Here is a 16,726-nt window from a genome sequence, read left to right on the forward strand (position 1 = left end):
GGTATTTGTCGCCGCCTTGGGGATTCTGGCGAAACGTGCGCGCTCGCGCTTGCGCATTTCAGAGCTGATTGGATCGGCAGAGCGTTTGGTCGAAGCCATTCGACAGCGCCTATTCCCGCGATGGCGCTCGACGCGGGACTACGATGAACCGCGATCTGAGATGAAGGCCTTCTTGGGGTCTTGCCGGCGGATTTTTTGGGGCCTGGCAATGTTCAGTGGCCTGAGCAATCTTTTGATGCTCACGGGCTCATTCTTCATGCTCCAGGTCTATGACCGGGTGCTACCCGGACGGAGCATACCGACATTGGTAGCGCTCTTGCTCCTTGCCACAGTGCTCTACGTCTTTCAGGGGGGCCTGGATCTGGTCCGAAATCGAATAAGCGCGCGCATTGGCCGCTTCTTCGACGAAACGCTGGGGGCGCGAGTCTTCGATTCGATGGTTCGTCTTCCGCTGAAGACCCGGGGCGACGGTGACGGCATGCAGCCTCTTCGGGATCTTGATCAGGTCCGAAGCTTTCTTTCGGGAGGCGGACCAACTGCGCTGTTTGACCTGCCCTGGATGCCCGTTTATCTCGGCATCTGCTTCCTTTTTCATTTCTGGATCGGCGTGACCGCCCTGATCGGTGGGCTATTGCTGGTCTCCATAACAGTATTGACAGAAACGCGAACGCGCGGCCCGGCAAAGGCATCTGCGCAGTTGGCGGTTTCACGTAGTGCGCTTGCTGCGGAGGGGCGACGAAACGCCGAAGTTCTGCAGGCCATGGGCATGAGGCGGCAGGCTGCGCAGCGTTGGCAGGCCACGAATACCAAGTACCTTGCCGCACACGAGAGAACGAGCGATGTGGCGAGCGGGCTCGGTGGGCTGTCCAAGGTGTTTCGTTCATTTCTCCAGTCGCTAGTCCTTGCCGTTGGCGCGGTCCTTGTCATCAATCAGGAATCTACGGCCGGCATCATCATTGCTGGATCGATCCTGACGGCGAGGGCACTTGCCCCGGTAGAGACGGCGATCGCCAACTGGAAAGGTTTCGTCGCCGCGCGTCAGTCCGGACAACGGCTGGATCAGCTGCTTGAACTTCTGCCCAAGGAGAAGGAGCCGCTCGCGCTGCCGGCGCCGACCGAAACGTTCGTGGTGGAGCAGCTTTATGTCGCGGCGCCGGATTCAGACAAGCTGATCCTTAATGATGTTTCGTTCCATCTGCGAAAGGGCGAAGCCGTCGGAATCATCGGGCCGAGCGGTGCCGGCAAGTCGACGTTGGCCCGTGCGCTTGTTGGTGTCTGGCCACGGCTTCGTGGCAAGATCAAGCTCGACAACGCTGCGCTGGATCAATGGTCCTCGGAAGCATTGGGTAAACATATCGGCTATCTGCCGCAGGATATCGAACTGTTCGAGGGCAGCATCGCCGTTAATATTGCGCGATTCGATCTAAAAGCCACCCCGGACGCCGTCCTGGAAGCGGCGCGAATTGCAGGCGTGCATGATCTCATCCTTTCATTCCCGGAAGGCTATAGTACCCAGGTTGGTGAGGGCGGAATGTCCTTGTCCGCTGGCCAGCGACAGCGGATCGGGCTTGCGCGTGCCTTCTACGGCAACCCCTTCCTGGTTGTGCTTGATGAGCCGACCTCAAATCTCGATGCAGAGGGGGAGGCAGCGCTAACCGAGGCAATCGTCAACGTGCGTAACCGCGGGGGCATTGTCGTAGTGGTTGCCCATCGTCCAAAAGCGCTTGAAGCCGTCGATCACGTATTGGTGGTGGGCGATGGAAGAGTGCAGTCGTTTGGTCCGAAAGAGGAGGTTCTCAGGACCGTGCTACGGACACCCGTCCCGCTCAAGGTGGTGGCGGATAGCCAGGGAGGCGGCAGATGGACAGTGCGGTAACCCCGGCGCTGCACTCGATTCAGCGATACATGGTCGTCGGGATCATCATGACGACTTTCGTGACGTTTGGAATCGGCGGCTGGGCAGCAACTTCGCAGTTGTCAGGCGCCGTGATCGGACAAGGCGTCGTCGTCGTCGATTCGAGCGTGAAGAAAGTTCAGCACGGCACCGGCGGCATTGTCGGCGAACTGCGGGTGCGGGACGGAGACAAGGTTAGTGCGGGTGACATATTAATTCGTCTTGATGAAACTCAGACGCTGGCTAGCGCGACGATCGTCACCAAGAACCTCGACGAACTGCTCGCTCGCCAGGCTCGCCTTGAAGCAGAACGGGACAGCGTCGACGAGATCGCATTTCCGAAGGCGCTGCTGGAAAGGATGAAAGACAGCCGTTCCGAAGCCGGGCGCGCCATCGCTGCCGAACGGGCGTTATTTGACCTTCGCGGCCAGGCCCGGAACGGGCAGAAGTCGCAGCTCAAGGAACGACGAGCGCAGCTACAGGACGAAATCAAGGGCTATACAGGACAAGCCGAGGCCAAGCAGAAGGAAGTTAATTTCATCCTTGGAGAACTGGAAGGAGTTCGCGGCCTCTGGCAGAAGAATCTCGTGCCGATCGCTCGGCTCAACGCGCTGGAGCGCGACAGCGCGCGTCTGGAGGGCGAGCGTAGTCAATTGGCTGGGATGATCGCGCAGGCAAAGGGTAAAATTGCCGAGGTCGAACTTCAGATCATTCAAATCGATCAGGATTTGCGAACCGAGGTTGGCAAGGATTTGATTGAAACCCGCTCAAAGCTGTCCGAACTTGCTGAACGCAAGATCGCTGCCGTAGACCAGCTCAATCGCATCGACATTCGAGCACCCCAGTCTGGCCGAGTTCACCAGCTTGCGGTCCATACTGTCGGAGGCGTGATCGCCCCGGGCGAGCAGATCATGCTCATCGTGCCGGATGCCGACGCCCTCGCAGTTGAGGTCAAGATTGCTCCCCGAGAAATTGATCAGGTCTATGTTGGTCAATCGGCAACGCTTCGGTTTGCGGCCTTCAATCAGAAGACAACCCCCGAGATAGATGGGGAAGTCGCCGTGGTCTCAGCAGACCTCACACAGGAACAGCGGACCGGCGCGAGCTACTACACGGCTCGGGTTCTGCTCAAGCCCGAGGAACTGGCAAAGCTCGGATCGGCCAAGGTGGTGCCAGGCATGCCGGTCGAGGTCTTTATCAAGACGCCGTCGAGAACCGCGCTGTCCTATCTGCTCAAGCCCTTGCAGGATCAGGCGCAGCACGCGTTGAAGGAACGCTGAACGTTCCGTCCAACTGAATCTCGTCACTGGCTAACCGGGTAACGGCAGTGTTTTCGATGACGATGCAGGTAAGCCGTCCTGTTGCGTAGGCTCCCGTGTCGATATTGATCCGGTTCAGCCGCAGATCGGGCTCGTTCACCGGTGTATGGCCGTGCACTACGAAGCGTTCGAACGGCTGTTCCCAGTTGAGAAAATCGTCACGGATCCAGAGCAGATCATCCTCGGTCTGCTCGTGGATTGGAACGCCGGGGCGAACGCCGGCATGGACGAAGAGAAAGCCGCCACAGCTAAACGTCAATTCGAGCGCTTGCAGAAAATCGAGATGCTCTCTCGGAAGAGTTTCCGCGAACTCGGTCGCCAGCATGGTCTGTTCGTTTCGATCAGGATTGATGCTCGGTTTAAGACCGTAAGACAGCAGGGTTTCGAGACCGCCGTACTGTCGCCATTCGTCCAAGCTTCGTGGATCGGTAAGGAAACGCGGCAAGAATGTTTCATGGTTTCCGCGAAGGAAGATTGCTTGGTGGGACTGCTGCCATCGTAGCAGCAGATCGAGCACACTTCGCGAGTCGGGTCCCCTGTCGATATAGTCACCGACGAAGACGGTAATTGGGCGGGGGACCGGACGTTGTTCGCAATCGGCATCGATTGCGGCCAACAGCCTCTGCAGAAGATCGGAGCGGCCGTGCACGTCGCCCACTGCATATATTCGAATACCTTCGGGGAGTGCCGCATGCGTTTGGTTGCCCTGGCCAAGCGTGCCGGTCGAGAGGTTAGCCTTCGACATGGATTGCGCGCGTCGCGAACCCCAAGCTCGATCCGCCGACGCCGCTCTAAGGTGGCGAATGTACGAGCGCCACAACTCCCACCTCCGAACACGTGTCGGTTCGGAGCTACGGGGCAGAGGCGGTTTTGACCTCTCGTCGAGCGGAGCGGTCAGCACGTCCTTCTGTCGTGCCGTTTGCTCGCATTCGAGCTGCTCGATACCCAAATCAGGCGTCACGTGAGCGCTTTGATCGTTTGCAAAGTAGCGTCCACTAAGCACATCCATTCGCCTGTGATGAAACGTCATCGCTGCGATTGAAACGAGTAGAACCACTTCCATGCCAATAATGACAAGGAGCCCTTCGAGCATAAAATAAACTAACTCTTATTTTAAATACCAATATAATATATTTAAATGTAGCTTGCGAGGGGATTGGATGCAATATAATATCTTATATTAAATTTGAGGTATTTAACGTGGTTCGCTGGTTGTTCGACCAGGTCACTTGGGATGGGCAAGCTCTTCTGGTGCCTGCAACAACAGATTCCGGCCAAATAGTATGCAAGGTGCCGCGCAACACGATCCATATGCTGCGCCTGTATTCCGACGCGATCGGTCGCGAAATACATCTGGAGCGGCAGAGGATCGCCGAGAAGCTCGCGCCGTTTTTGGCTGCGAAGTTGTCGCAGGCCCCTAACGTCGAAGCGGTGGAGTTATTTCCTTGGGAAGTCCGGGATTGACGAGAAAGCGTTCCTGAGTGGAAGACTGCTCGCGCGTTAGATATGCAGGAAGCGGGATTGCTTCCATAGGACGCCGGGTGCGACAACCGGCAACTTCGCAATTCCCATGAGATGTCAGAACGGGCAGCTAGGTCGAGACCCTATTCATCTTCGACCTACCTTGAATTCGCGATGATAGTTGGGCAGATTGACGCATATGCAAACCCGGTTCCGTTGTCCGACCTGCAGCCGAATCCCGAGCCAGTAACACGCGGAGAGCGCGGAAGCCCAATGGACTCAAGGTTTGATCATCGGATAACCGAAGAACAGGCTGACGAATGGTTGGCGCTCTGCCGGCGCTTTTTTCAACTTCTTGCAGCTCGCAAGAAGCGACAGTTCAATCGAAGAGTGTCGATCGCGGACCTACTTTCCGAACGCCATGACAACGCTGCCGCTTGTGGGTTCGGAGAGGGCACGACAATGTATGATAATGTGCTCGTTCTGAGTGAGGTCACCGTTGGACGAAATACTTGGATCGGTCCGGGCTGCATTCTGGATGGATCGGGTGGGAGTCTTGAGATCGGCGATTGGTGCTCCATTTCCGCCGGTGTTCAGATCTACACACACAACACCGTGAATCGCTCTACCTCGCTTGGAGCGGAGCCGGTCGACTACGCGCCGACAAGGATCGGTCACGGGGTCTACATCGGTCCAAATGCCATCATTCAGATGGGGGTCACGGTAGGTGACAGAGCGGTGATCGGCGCAAACTCACTGGTCAATCGGGATATCCCACCAGGAGCTAAGGCGTTCGGGTCTCCTGCACGACTTTACGGCATTGAAGCATCTCGGCCGAAATCCGGACGGCCCGACGAGTAAACTAATCCCTCAATGTTTGGCAGCAATCGGAGCCGGGCGATCGAGGACTTAGTCCAAGTCGCCGAAGCCTCGTGAAGCGAGCAAACCATCGATCTGACAATCTGACATGCCGTTCCGCAGCGAGGCGTCCATTTCTCCCTGTCAGGCCACAAGTTGCGGACGGAACAGAACGTCGACGCCATAACTCGTGGAGTTGTAGCTATTCGTTGGGAAAAGGGCGCCTGATCCATAAGCGTACACGCCGTTTCCTCCACTCGTCGCGGACGATGGTGCAGTCAGCGGTCCGTTGGTAACCGCCGAGTTAAACAGGCCGGGATCGGCGGCGTAGTTTCCTGACGTGTGATAGGACGCAACATACGTTGTCCCGGCCGTGATCGTCACCGGTGTGGCGAAGTCCACCTGCTGCCAGCCGCTCGCCGTCTCGTTGGTAAAGGTGGCGGTTGCAAGCAGGGTACCGGTGCTGGTCCAGAGATGCGCGACATGGGTGCCGGTGTTCGACGCGCCCTTGTAGAAGCGCAGCCCTGTGACGTCTCCGGTACTGGACGCCTGGAATTTGAGCCCGAGCTCGACTGAGTTCGGGTCATTGACTGATACCAAGCTCGGTGTCGGATTGGAGCTGAACAGGCTTACGATGCTCGCAGATGCCGCGTTGACGGTCAAAGAAGCCGTTGCGTTGGCCGTCCCGCCGCGGCCGTCCGAGATGGCATATGTAAACGACGCCGGTCCCGTATAGCCGGAGTTGGGCGTGAACACTACCGTGTTGTTTTGGGCGTTGAAGCTTGCGGTGCCGTTGACACCGCTACCTGCGCCCGTGATCGTCAAGGTATCGCCGTCCGGATCAGTGTCGTTGGCAAGCAAGCTCGACGCTGCCACGGAAAGTGGGGTGTTCTGAGTAACATTGAAGCCGGAATCATTCGACGCAACGGGTGCCTGGTTAGTTCCGCTGCTTGCGGGGCTGAAGATCACGTCGACCCAGTAGTTGGCTGCACCATAGGTGCTCGTGGGGAACAGATTGCCGGTCCCGTAGACGTAGACGCCGTTGTTGCTGGCAGGCGCCGTGAGCGGTCCATTCACGCGCGCGGTAGTGAAGTAGTTGCCAGTAGCTGCGTAATGGCCGTTGCTGTGATAGCTGGCCACGTAAGTAGTCCCGGCGTCGATTGCTACCGGGTTACTGAACGTCACGGTCTGCCAGCCGCTCGCCGTTTCATTTGTGAATGTTGCGGTTGCGAGCAGAGTGCCCGTGCTGCTCCACAACGAGCCGGTATGGGTACCGGTATCGTTGGCTCCCTTATAGTATTTGATCCCCGTGATGGTGCCTGCCGAGGATGAGGTGAACCGCACGCCGAGATTAACCTGCGCCGTATCGGGGTCCGATAGTATCGCCGGCGTGTCCGAACTTGAGAACAGGCTCACGGTGAGCGGCGTCACCACGATGTTGAAGGTCTCATTGGTGGTGAGGCCGCCAGCGTCGGTAACTGAAACCCGCACACCGACCGTGCCGGTCGAGGTGGGTGTTCCGCTGAACGTCCGTGTCACTCCGTCAAACGTCAGCCATGCGGGAAGTGCTGACCCGTCGAGGGCAGTCGCGGCGTAGGTCAACGTGTCGCCGCTATCGACATCGGCGAACGTGCCGGCAGGTAACGTCAGGGAGAAGGTCGAGCCGACGGTCGTGTTCTGATCACCGGTCTGGACCGCAAGCACCGGCGCATCATTTGCGCCATGAATAGTAACCGTAAGTGTCGTCGACGAAGTGGCGCCGGCGGCATCGCGCATGGTGTAGTTGAAGACCTCGGTCAGCGTGTTGGTCGATAGCCGCAACGCCTGCACGGCTGAGGCGGTCTCATTGACGGTGTAGGTGTACACGCCCGAAGCATTGAGCACGAGACTGCCATACGCACCGGCGAGTGCCGTGCCGAGCGTACCCGCGGTCGCGCCGAAGCTCACGGCTGACACAGTCTTGGTGTCGCCCGCATTCTCATCGGTGTCGTTGGTCAGCACATTGCCGGTGGCGACCGAGCCGCCGGTGGCGTTGTTGGTACCGCCTCTTTCGGTGGCGTCGCCGGTATCGGCTACCGCCGTCGGTGGCGTATTCGGCGTCGACATCACAACAATATTGAAGGTCTCACTGGTGGTGAGGCCGCCAGCATCGGTAACTGAAACCCGCACACCGACCGTGCCAGTCGAGGTGGGTGTTCCACTGAACGACCGTGTCGCTCCGTTAAACGTCAGCCATGCGGGGAGCGCTGCCCCGTCGAGGGCAGTCGCGGCGTAGGTCAACGTGTCGCCGCTATCGACATCGGTGAACGTGCCGGCGGGGAGCGTCAGGGAGAAGGCCGAGCCGACGCTCGCGGATTGATCGCTGGTCTGGACCGCAAGCACCGGGGCGTCGTTTGCGCCATGAATAGTAACCGTAAGTGTCGTCGACGAAGTGGCGCCGGCGGCATCGCGCATGGTGTAGTTGAAGACCTCGGTCAGCGTGTTGGTCGATAGCCGCAACGCCTGCACGGCGGAGGCGGTCTCATTGACGGTGTAGGTGTACGCGCCCGAAGCATTGAGCACGAGACTGCCATACGCACCGGCGAGTGCCGTGCCGAGCGTACCCGCGGTCGCGCCGAAGCTCACGGCTGACACGGTCTTGGTGTCGCCGGCATCCGGATCAGTATCGTTAGCCAGCACATTGCCCGTGGCGGCGGAGCCGCCGGTACCATTGTTGGGGCCGCCTTTTTCGGTGGCGTCGCCGCTATCGGCCACCGCCGTCGGCGCGATGTTGCTGGTGCCGCTCGGCGAAAACACGACATCGACCCAATAATTTGCGGCGCCATAGGTATTGGTCGGGAAGATGCCGGTCGTGCTGGTGCCGCCATATGAATACACCCCGTTGCCGCCGGCGACCGTCGTGGTGGAGGGGGCAGTCAAGGGGCCGTTCGTGACGGCCGTTGTGAAGTAATTGTTGGTCGCCACATAGGCGCCGGTCGTGTGGTAGGAGGCAACGTAGGTGGTATTGGCGGCGATGGAAACCGCGGACGACAGATTCACCGTCTGCCAGCCGGAGGCTGCCGTGTTGGTAAAGGTCGCGCTGGCAAGAAGGGTGCCTGTCGAGGTCCAGAGATCAACGACGTCGGCGCCAGTGTCGCTGGCGCTGCGATAGAACTTCAGCGCCGTAATCTGACCGGCCACGGAGGAGGTGAACTTCACCCCGACCTCGAGCTGTTGCCCGTCATTAAGGCTGGTCTGTGCCGGTATATTTGACGCGCTGAACAGGCTTACCGGAGCCGCTCCGGGTGGTGCTACCGTGAAGCTAACCTGCGCTGTAGCGGTCCCGCCGCGTCCGTCCGAAATCGTGTAGCTGAAGCTAGCCGGACCGGTATAGCCGGAATCGGGCGTGAATGTGATGGTATTGTTCTGCGGATTGGGCTGGGTATTAAGCACGACGGTGCCGTGCGTTGGTGCGCTCACCCCGATGACACTCAATGCATCGCCATCGGGATCGCTGTCGTTGCTGATCAGGGACGATGCTGCGATTGTCGCAGCCAAATTCTGTGCGATGGTTGGCCCGACGTCGTTCGCGGCCACCGGTACGCCATTGACGGTGGACGGATTGAACATCACGTCAACCCAGTAATTCTCTCCCGAATACGTATTTGTCGGGAACGCGCGGTTGCTGCTGTAGACATACACGCCGTTGCCATTGGCGAAAGCGGTCAGTGGACCGCTTGTCACATTGCTCGTGAAATAGTCAGGGCTGACGGAGTAATGGCCCACATTCGTGTGATAGGAAGCGACATAAGTGGTGTTCGGCGTCAGTGTGACCGGATTGGAGAAGGTCACGCTCTGCCAGCCGGATGCGGTTTCGTTTGTAAAGGTAGCGGTCGCCAGCAAGGTACCTGTACTGGACCAAAGTTCGCCTGTGTGGGTGCCCGTATCCTGGCTACCCTTGTAGAAGCGGATCCCGCTTACAGTACCGGCCACCGAGCTTTGAAACTTCACGCCTAGCTCGACCGCGCTTGCATCCGTGACGTTGACGATAGCAGGAGTTGCCGAGCCCGAGAAAAGCGTAATGTAAGATGGAGCAGAGACGACTACGGTGCGACCTGCTGAAGGCGTTTCCAGATTGATGGAATCGTCGACCGCGCGGCTCTTGATCGTGTAGGTCCCGGCAACCTGCGGCGACCATGTATAGGTCCAATTCTCGTCGCCGATTGCATTATACCAGGTTACTCCACCGTCAGTCGAAACCTCTACGGCGCCGATCACGCCACCACCAAGGTCCGATGCCGTACCGGAAATTGTGACCACGCTTTGCGCGGTAAAGCTTGCTATCGGATTGATGGTGGAGGTTGGAGCGGTGGTATCGGTTGAGGCGGTCGTGGGGACCAGCCCCGACTGAAGCGTTCCCGGCTGGATGCCCATGTCGGCCAGAAGGTTGACCATCGCCTGTTGGACGCGCGGGTCGCTGGGAGTTGGTTGCAGGTCGTGATTGTCGCTCAGGCCCCACGACCAGTAGACCGTTCCGGCGCCGAAGACCAATGCGCCGCTCGGCGCGCGATAGAGGGTTAGATTATGTGTCGAGACGCCAGCTCCGACTGTGTTGCCGTAGTCGAGTAGATAGGTACTGACTGGGAGCGTTGTCGAGGAGAGCCGGACCAGGCCGGCCGGATCGAACCCGTTGTCGGGCGCTTCATCCCACTCATAGCCGAGATAGTTCTTCGTCAGCGTCGCCGTCTGCCCCTGCTGAAGATTGGCGACGCTGGTATTGCGCCAAAAGCGCAGGTTGGCGTCGTCGTAGGGAATGGTGATTGCCTTCAGGGCGTCGGGTTGGGTGACGCCGACATCATCGACCTGGAACAACTGTCCGATCAAGGCATTTTCCGGAATACCTCCGCCGGTCGCCGGCGGGCTGAAGCGCGGATCACGAAACGTTCCGGTCCACTGGTTTGTCGGATCAATCGACGAATTTGCCCAGGTCTCTTTATAGGAGATCAATGTGCGGTAGGCTGTGCCGTCGCTACTTATGCTGTTGCCCCAGCGCGTGCGCCAATACATCTCGTTGCCGCTCCAGAACGACAAATTCACGCCGGCATCGCGTGCCGCCTGGACGTTGTCGCGTTGCTGCCCCGACCAGTATTCGTCGTGGCCAACGTCGAGATACATTTTGTGGTTAAGGAGCAAGCTGCCGTAACGGTCAGTATCGACGCCTGCCATGTAGGAGACATCGTAACCGTTCTGCTCCAGCCAGTAGATCGCCGAGTACTCGGCCCCGAACAAATAATCTTGTGGACCGGCGGCCTGACCAATTCCGCCACGGGTGGCAATCGGACGGTTGTAACTCACCGCATACGCGCGTCCTGCGCCTTGACCCGTTGCTGGACCGTTGCCGCCATAGAAATTTGCTCCGCCCCAGCCATTATAGGCCTGCCACGTCGTGTCCGACGTTTGGAAAATGATGTCGCTGGTGCTGCTGTCATCCCTCACGATGAATGGGATATGATTTTCGCCGAAGGTTCCATCCTGGCGCACGAGCTTCGCAATGTAGACGCCGGACACTGCATCCGCCGGAATGTCCCAGGATGCGGAAACAGACCAATTGCCGGCATCGACTAGGCCCGTGGTCGCGTCGCGCAGCGGCGCAGGCTGATTTTGTACGCCCGTGTGCTGGATCGTGGTGACCAATCGAGCGCCCATGCCGCCGTAGTATCCGAGGCGATAGATCTCGATCCGGTAGTTCGATGAGTTCGTATTGATCTTGAAGTCAACTCTGTTGCCATTATCGACGCTGATGTCGGTAGCAAAGCCTTCGATATTCGAACTGCCAGCGCCGTCGATATCCCACACGCTTTGTGGGGTTCCTTGCTTCTGATTCTCGAGAACGATCGCGTTTGTGGACGCTGCCGCGGCGGCCGCGACAACGTTGGGCGATGCCGTTGTGGTCGCACTCGAAGCCGTTGCAGTCGTAACCGAACCCGACAGAACTCCGCCTTGGCCGCTCCCAGGCCCCGGATCGGCCTGGCCTCCTACCAACGCCCAATCTTTGATTGGAGCAACATTCTGTAAAGACATCTCCGCGCTGACTGAGGCTCCCATGATCCCGGCTTGGCCGGTTAACAGGAAATCTGCTCCGCCTGACACTCGGCTGTCATTCACTTGGCCGCTCAAACGCACATGCGCCGTGTGCGCCGCTATCTGGTCGAGCACCTGTGTTGGAGCAAGGAAGTAGCCGCAACCACAAATGGCGGCAGCCGCCGGAGGGGGCGCAGATGAGCCAATGATAGTTGGGGCCAACGGCGCGGAAGGGACCCTGCCTAGGAGCACAACGGGATCTGACATTGCTGGCTCGGCTGCCGCAGGGGCTGGCACTCGAACTTCCGCTGTCAACCCTGCGAAGCGAGCCTCGGCGATTTCAGTGAATGTCGACGCGACGGCACCTAAGCCGATCATGCCCGGACCTTCCCACCATTTCCGCGCGGCGAGAAGCGACTCGCTATCAGTGTCCAAATCGGGTGCGCGGGCATTTCCTCGCAGGACAGTGCGTGGCCAAGTCCGCAGTCCGAGAGCAATACGGCCCAAACCGGAATCTTCGTAGAAGGACCTCATGATATCCTCGCGCGAGAAAGGGGAATACGTATGAGAGGCTGCAGCCGTGATGACTGGGCGGATACAGGAGCGACAGCTTCAATGGACGGCCCACTCGTGGATCGCTGGACCGCGATGCTGCGCTGGGTAGTGACCTCAAGCGAGCACGCATGCTGGTTCGACAAGTCACAGCGTTCGATCTGCCGCTCGGCCATGGTCGCGTCGCTATCCGCAATAGTTGCTAAGACCATGGCCGCACCGGCAACGTTTAATTTCCATTGAATTTAAATGAAATATTAATTCTTTAAAGATATTTAATATCAAATTTTATCCCGTGTCGAGCAGCAAAGTTTTGGCGATGATCAAATGTCGGTCTAAGCCGACCCAATCGGCAAATAACTTTGGTTTTCCAGCAGATTGGTCCGGGAAGGACGTTTGGCCTGTTATAACCATTCTGATTGTTTTTTATTGAGGTGATCAACCTGAGATTTAATATGGGGTGGAGCTCGCCCCAATTGGCCTCTCCAGCGCGGAGGTTCCGACAACGCTCCGCAGACGCTTTGCCGAGGTCATTCTTGCGTCGGGTCTGCTCGCGACGGTTTCCTTCCGCAACTAAGCGAGGGCCTTTCACTGGGAAAGGGGATGATGGTTGAGCAAGACTGCGTCCTGCGAGCCAAGTTGAATGCCTCGCTGCGAAAATGGTCGCAGTGTGATCCCAAGCGCCCCCTTGAGACCTAGGCGATTAGACGGTGACAATGGAGATTGCAGCCGTCGCCATTGCAGTGGAGGTGCCAGTTAAGCCGGCCATCCTCGCCGCAGGCGTCTCGCGCGCCAGCAAGCATTGAGCTCCAGCTAACGGAGGGACACGCCGATATTGTTGGTGTGATCAGGATAATGCCACGGTGGAAAAGGGTCGCTCAGATTGCGCCAGCTCTCCGGATCGAAGCCAAACTCCGAACGGGCAAGGCAGGCATCGAGCGAGGCTCGGATGTACCCTTCGTCCATGCCTGAACCGATGAACACGAGTTCCTGGCGACGGTCGCCCCAATTGCCATCCCACCGGCTGTTGAGATGTTCTTGAAATTGAGGATGGCTTGGCCAGCTCGGCTTCGGGACCGTCGCCCACCAAAAGCCCATGGGCTCGCACCGACGTTGTATCCCGGCAACGGAGAGAAGGCCCACCCAATCCGGACGCGTAGCAAGCCAGAAATGTCCTTTGGCGCGTATGACACCCGGCCAGGGCTCGTTGAGAAAAGACAAGAGTCTGGCGGGATCGAAGGGACGTCTTTCCCTGTAAACGAAACTGGATATGCCGTACTCCTCTGTCTCCGGCACATGAGAACCGGGGCTATATAGTTCCCTGTACCAGAGCGGATGTGTCGCAGCCTTCGCTTCATCGAAAAGGCCGGTGTTCAGAATCGCCTCGAGAGGAATCTTGCCGAAGTCAGTCTCGACCTGGCGTGCCTGGGGATTGAGCGCGGTGATTACCTTGCGAATTTCCGCACGCGTCGCCTCCGTCGCTTCTGACGCTTTGTTGATCACCACCACATCAGCAAACTCGATCTGCTCAACCAAAAGATCGACGAGCGTCCGCTGGTCGTACGTATCGCGCAACTCGCCACGGTCGCGCAGCAGATCGCGACTGCTATAGTTGGCGAGCAGGCTCAAGGCATCCACGACGGTGACCATCGTGTCGAGTCTCGCAACATCGGAAAGGGAGACACCGGCCTCGTCGCGAAACGAGAACGTTGCCGCAATGGGAAGGGGTTCAGCAATCCCAGTTCCTTCGATCAGTAGATAATCAAAGCGCCGTTGTTCAGCCAATCGCCTGACCTCCACCAGGAGGTCGTCCCGTAACGTGCAACATATGCAACCATTGCTGAGCTCCACGAGCGACTCGGTCGTGTGTGAAAGATTGGCACCACCGTTGCGGACCAGATTCGCGTCTATGTTCAACTGACTCATGTCATTGACGATGACCGCAACGCGCAGGCCTTCGCGATTCGTCAGTACGCGATTAAGCAATGTTGTTTTGCCCGCGCCCAGAAATCCGCTGAGCACCGTTACTGGCAGCCGATCGGCCTCGTTCGGTCTGTCCTTCATACGTCTTCCCGGCTCAAGACCTGCGGGCGGAACAGTACGCAGGCATGCAGTTCTACTGCGTTCGCAGTTCGCTCCGCGATTAAATGTCGGAATTCATTTAATATGGCTCCGCCGATTATGTAAAGTTTAGTCGGCTCCCCGGAAATTAAATAACAAGTAGATGCTTGGTACCCTGCTGCGAGTCGATTTGGGTCATCAATGGCTTTTTGACAAATCGCGAGCGGCCAGGTGGTGCAGCCTCGCATACGTGCGCATGGAGAGGCAGAACGCTGATTGCCGAATGCGTCGGAACACGCCAGCGGCGGAAATAATCGCTAGCAAACGTCCTTCTCAGTTGAAGTGATTATGCATGTTTCCATGCATATGAGCGCAACGCAAAGCAGAAAGGCAACGGTTGCCACCGTCCTCTCCAACTCTTGCCAAGATTGCTGGTCAGCAGAGCAGACCAGTAGAGCAAAGGAGCATCGAGGACCTGGCCGTGACCATCAAGAATGCCGTGACCATCAAGAATATCGTCATCCCCTTGGAAGTTGAATATCTCCAGGCGGCTGCAAAGCAGCGCGGTATCTCGCGTACGCGACTTGTGCGGGCTGTGATGGAGAAGGTCGTTAAGGATGAACTGGTCGCAGATATTCTGGGAGAAAACGGAGTGCCGGCCGAGCCGGTCCCAACCAAGTATCGACGCTTTCGGGATCCGGCTACTTAGTAGGTTCTATCCCTTTCATGGACATGAATGCGTGCGCTGGTGGCAAGCTGGCTCTCTGCTATCGCGGTTGTAGTCGAGCCGCAGCGAAAGTTGCAGCGCCGACGACCGATTGATCCCGCAACGCTACTGACCGCGTGTGAAATCTAGATCCTGCGCAGTTGGCCGGAAGATGATAGGCGGGGGCGAGATCAATCAGGCAGGACAAGAGTTGCGTCGGACCGGCGGCAAACCGCGGTCGAGCCACTGCTTGTAGCTTGATAAGCTTGAAGCCATTTGGCACTCTTCGGCGTGTGCGCTCCAGATCGGGGTTCTTATGAAAAAATCGTTCTTTGCAATTGCTGGCGCAGCCATTTCGCTCGTGGTCCTTTCAAGCAGCAGCGCTTACAGCGGTCCTTATCCCTTCGGGGATGAGCCTTATCGGCTGGATTGGGGATATGATTCTGCGGTGGAATCCGGATGCTTGAAGTGGAATTGGCAGTTGCAGCAGTGGAATGATCACTGTGCGCGCTATGTCCAGCCCAAAGCCTATATGCGCCCCCGCGCTTCGCACGTCGTAGTCCGCACAAAGGGGTAGGGCTGGCCTATTCGGCCGCGATTTTACGTGGAGTCAGCGCGTGATCAGGAGCGCTGGATCGTGCATGCGACCTGGCTGTGCTTTCCGAAGTTGAGCAGCGCGTTCTCGCGGAAGCCGTCCAGCCATACTCCGCGCCCGGCATATCGGTAGCCGACGCCCATCGGGACCAACCGAACGTGAATGCCCCCGCGGTGGCCCGTGTGCAGCGATGCGGTAACGACTTCACCGACGACGCTCGTTGCAATCGGGCAGAGCGGATACTGCCTGCCATTCTCGCAAGTGAAAACGATTTCGGAGCAATTACCTATTGAGCCGGGCCCAGCGGTTATCAAACCGAGGTCCGCCGCGCCGGCCGGATGCGCGCTTGCCCATGCGGTGAATCCCAATGAAGCTGTGATCAAAACGAATTTGCCCAATGCGGCGCGCATGGCTGCCCCCCGAGTAAAAAAAGAGAATGCAGTCAACAGAGCAAGAATCAGCCGTACCGTCAAACTGATAATCCGTTGCGCACCGGCACGACCATGACGTCGGCGGTGGTTGCTGCTGGTCAACCTGGATCGACCCCGGCCCTTGCGATTTCCCGTTGCGGACAATCTCCCGACGAATCCGCCATCAGGGTCGGTGCTGACCAATCAAATCGCGGCGGTTAGATTCTTTGCTCCCCGCCCGCCTTCATCACGTTCACAGTAATCTTCTGGATTTCCGTACGGCCGCCGGCATATTTGACCTCGATCGTCAACACGTCATTACCGAGGAAATCCGCAGGCGACTTGTAGAACGCGACATAAGCCGGCACTTCCAGCGCAAGGCAGGCCTTGTAGTTGGTAGCCTTAACCTTCGCGTTCTTGACGACAACCTTGCCGGAGGCGGGCGGGCTGACCAGTCGAATCGTTGGCAGTGGCCCGGATGTGCAATCGGGTTGCACGTTGAGGTAGACCCCGATCCGGGTGTCCCTGTTCGGCACGCTTTTGACCGTTCGCTCGACCGTCCGGGACTGCTCCTGGGCCGAGGCGCAGCCTGCCATGCCGGCGAAAAACAGGGCGCCGGTGAGCAATAAAACCTTCATCTGATGGCCCCGCTCGGCCGCCAATGCTGGTCAGTTCGAGGCAAGCCGCTCATTTCAAAGCCATTTCCAAGGCGATGGCCGCCATCTCAAGTTTACCACAGCGAGGCAAAAAGCGGAGGTTAACCAATTGATTTTGTTGACCCTAGGAACGGTTAACAATAGCTTAATACGT

The 16,726-nt window shown here is 58.2% G+C and carries 10 protein-coding genes; 5 read left to right on the forward strand and 5 right to left on the reverse strand.

What is annotated here, in order from left to right; translation table 11 throughout:
* Positions 1 to 160 precede the first annotated feature (160 nt).
* Positions 161 to 1,876 (forward strand): type I secretion system permease/ATPase, encoded by a 1,716-nt coding sequence (locus V1273_RS10705; RefSeq protein WP_334369213.1) that lies wholly within the window; start codon positions 161 to 163, stop codon positions 1,874 to 1,876.
* Positions 1,861 to 3,174, forward strand: a complete 1,314-nt coding sequence (locus tag V1273_RS10710; RefSeq protein ID WP_334367657.1) for an HlyD family type I secretion periplasmic adaptor subunit — start codon at positions 1,861 to 1,863, stop codon at positions 3,172 to 3,174. The genes V1273_RS10705 and V1273_RS10710 overlap by 16 nt, the downstream gene beginning before the upstream one ends.
* On the opposite strand, the gene V1273_RS10715 is transcribed toward V1273_RS10710, so the two are convergent.
* Entirely contained in the window at positions 3,128 to 4,306 is a 1,179-nt protein-coding gene (locus V1273_RS10715; protein WP_334409558.1) for a metallophosphoesterase family protein, read from the reverse strand. The genes V1273_RS10710 and V1273_RS10715 overlap by 47 nt on opposite strands.
* 119 nt (positions 4,307 to 4,425) lie before the next feature.
* Between V1273_RS10715 and V1273_RS10720 the strand changes: the two genes are divergently transcribed.
* Together V1273_RS10720 and V1273_RS10725 are read left to right on the forward strand one after the other, a co-directional pair.
* Positions 4,426 to 4,677 (forward strand): hypothetical protein, encoded by a 252-nt coding sequence (locus V1273_RS10720; protein WP_334409559.1) that lies wholly within the window; start codon positions 4,426 to 4,428, stop codon positions 4,675 to 4,677.
* Between the two features lie 270 nt (positions 4,678 to 4,947).
* Positions 4,948 to 5,535, forward strand: a complete 588-nt coding sequence (locus V1273_RS10725; protein WP_334409560.1) for an acyltransferase — start codon at positions 4,948 to 4,950, stop codon at positions 5,533 to 5,535.
* A 141-nt stretch (positions 5,536 to 5,676) separates the two neighbouring features.
* On the opposite strand, the gene V1273_RS10730 is transcribed toward V1273_RS10725, so the two are convergent.
* Together V1273_RS10730 and V1273_RS10735 are read right to left on the reverse strand one after the other, a co-directional pair.
* Entirely contained in the window at positions 5,677 to 11,970 is a 6,294-nt protein-coding gene (locus V1273_RS10730) for a DUF4082 domain-containing protein (RefSeq protein ID WP_442894077.1), read from the reverse strand.
* Between the two features lie 987 nt (positions 11,971 to 12,957).
* Positions 12,958 to 14,208: a GTP-binding protein gene (locus tag V1273_RS10735; protein ID WP_334409562.1), complete on the reverse strand. Its 1,251-nt coding sequence runs from the start codon at positions 14,206 to 14,208 to the stop codon at positions 12,958 to 12,960.
* A gap of 478 nt (positions 14,209 to 14,686) precedes the next feature.
* Between V1273_RS10735 and V1273_RS10740 the strand changes: the two genes are divergently transcribed.
* Entirely contained in the window at positions 14,687 to 14,914 is a 228-nt protein-coding gene (locus V1273_RS10740; RefSeq protein WP_334367663.1) for a hypothetical protein, read from the forward strand.
* A 618-nt stretch (positions 14,915 to 15,532) separates the two neighbouring features.
* Here V1273_RS10740 and V1273_RS10745 read toward each other — a convergent pair.
* Positions 15,533 to 15,916 (reverse strand): hypothetical protein, encoded by a 384-nt coding sequence (locus V1273_RS10745; RefSeq protein WP_334367664.1) that lies wholly within the window; start codon positions 15,914 to 15,916, stop codon positions 15,533 to 15,535.
* Positions 15,917 to 16,134: 218 nt separating this feature from the next.
* Positions 16,135 to 16,554, reverse strand: a complete 420-nt coding sequence (locus V1273_RS10750; RefSeq protein WP_334409563.1) for a hypothetical protein — start codon at positions 16,552 to 16,554, stop codon at positions 16,135 to 16,137.
* Between the last annotated feature and the right edge of the window lie 172 nt (positions 16,555 to 16,726).

The organism is Bradyrhizobium sp. AZCC 1721, from assembly GCF_036924715.1.
GTDB lineage: Bacteria > Pseudomonadota > Alphaproteobacteria > Rhizobiales > Xanthobacteraceae > Bradyrhizobium.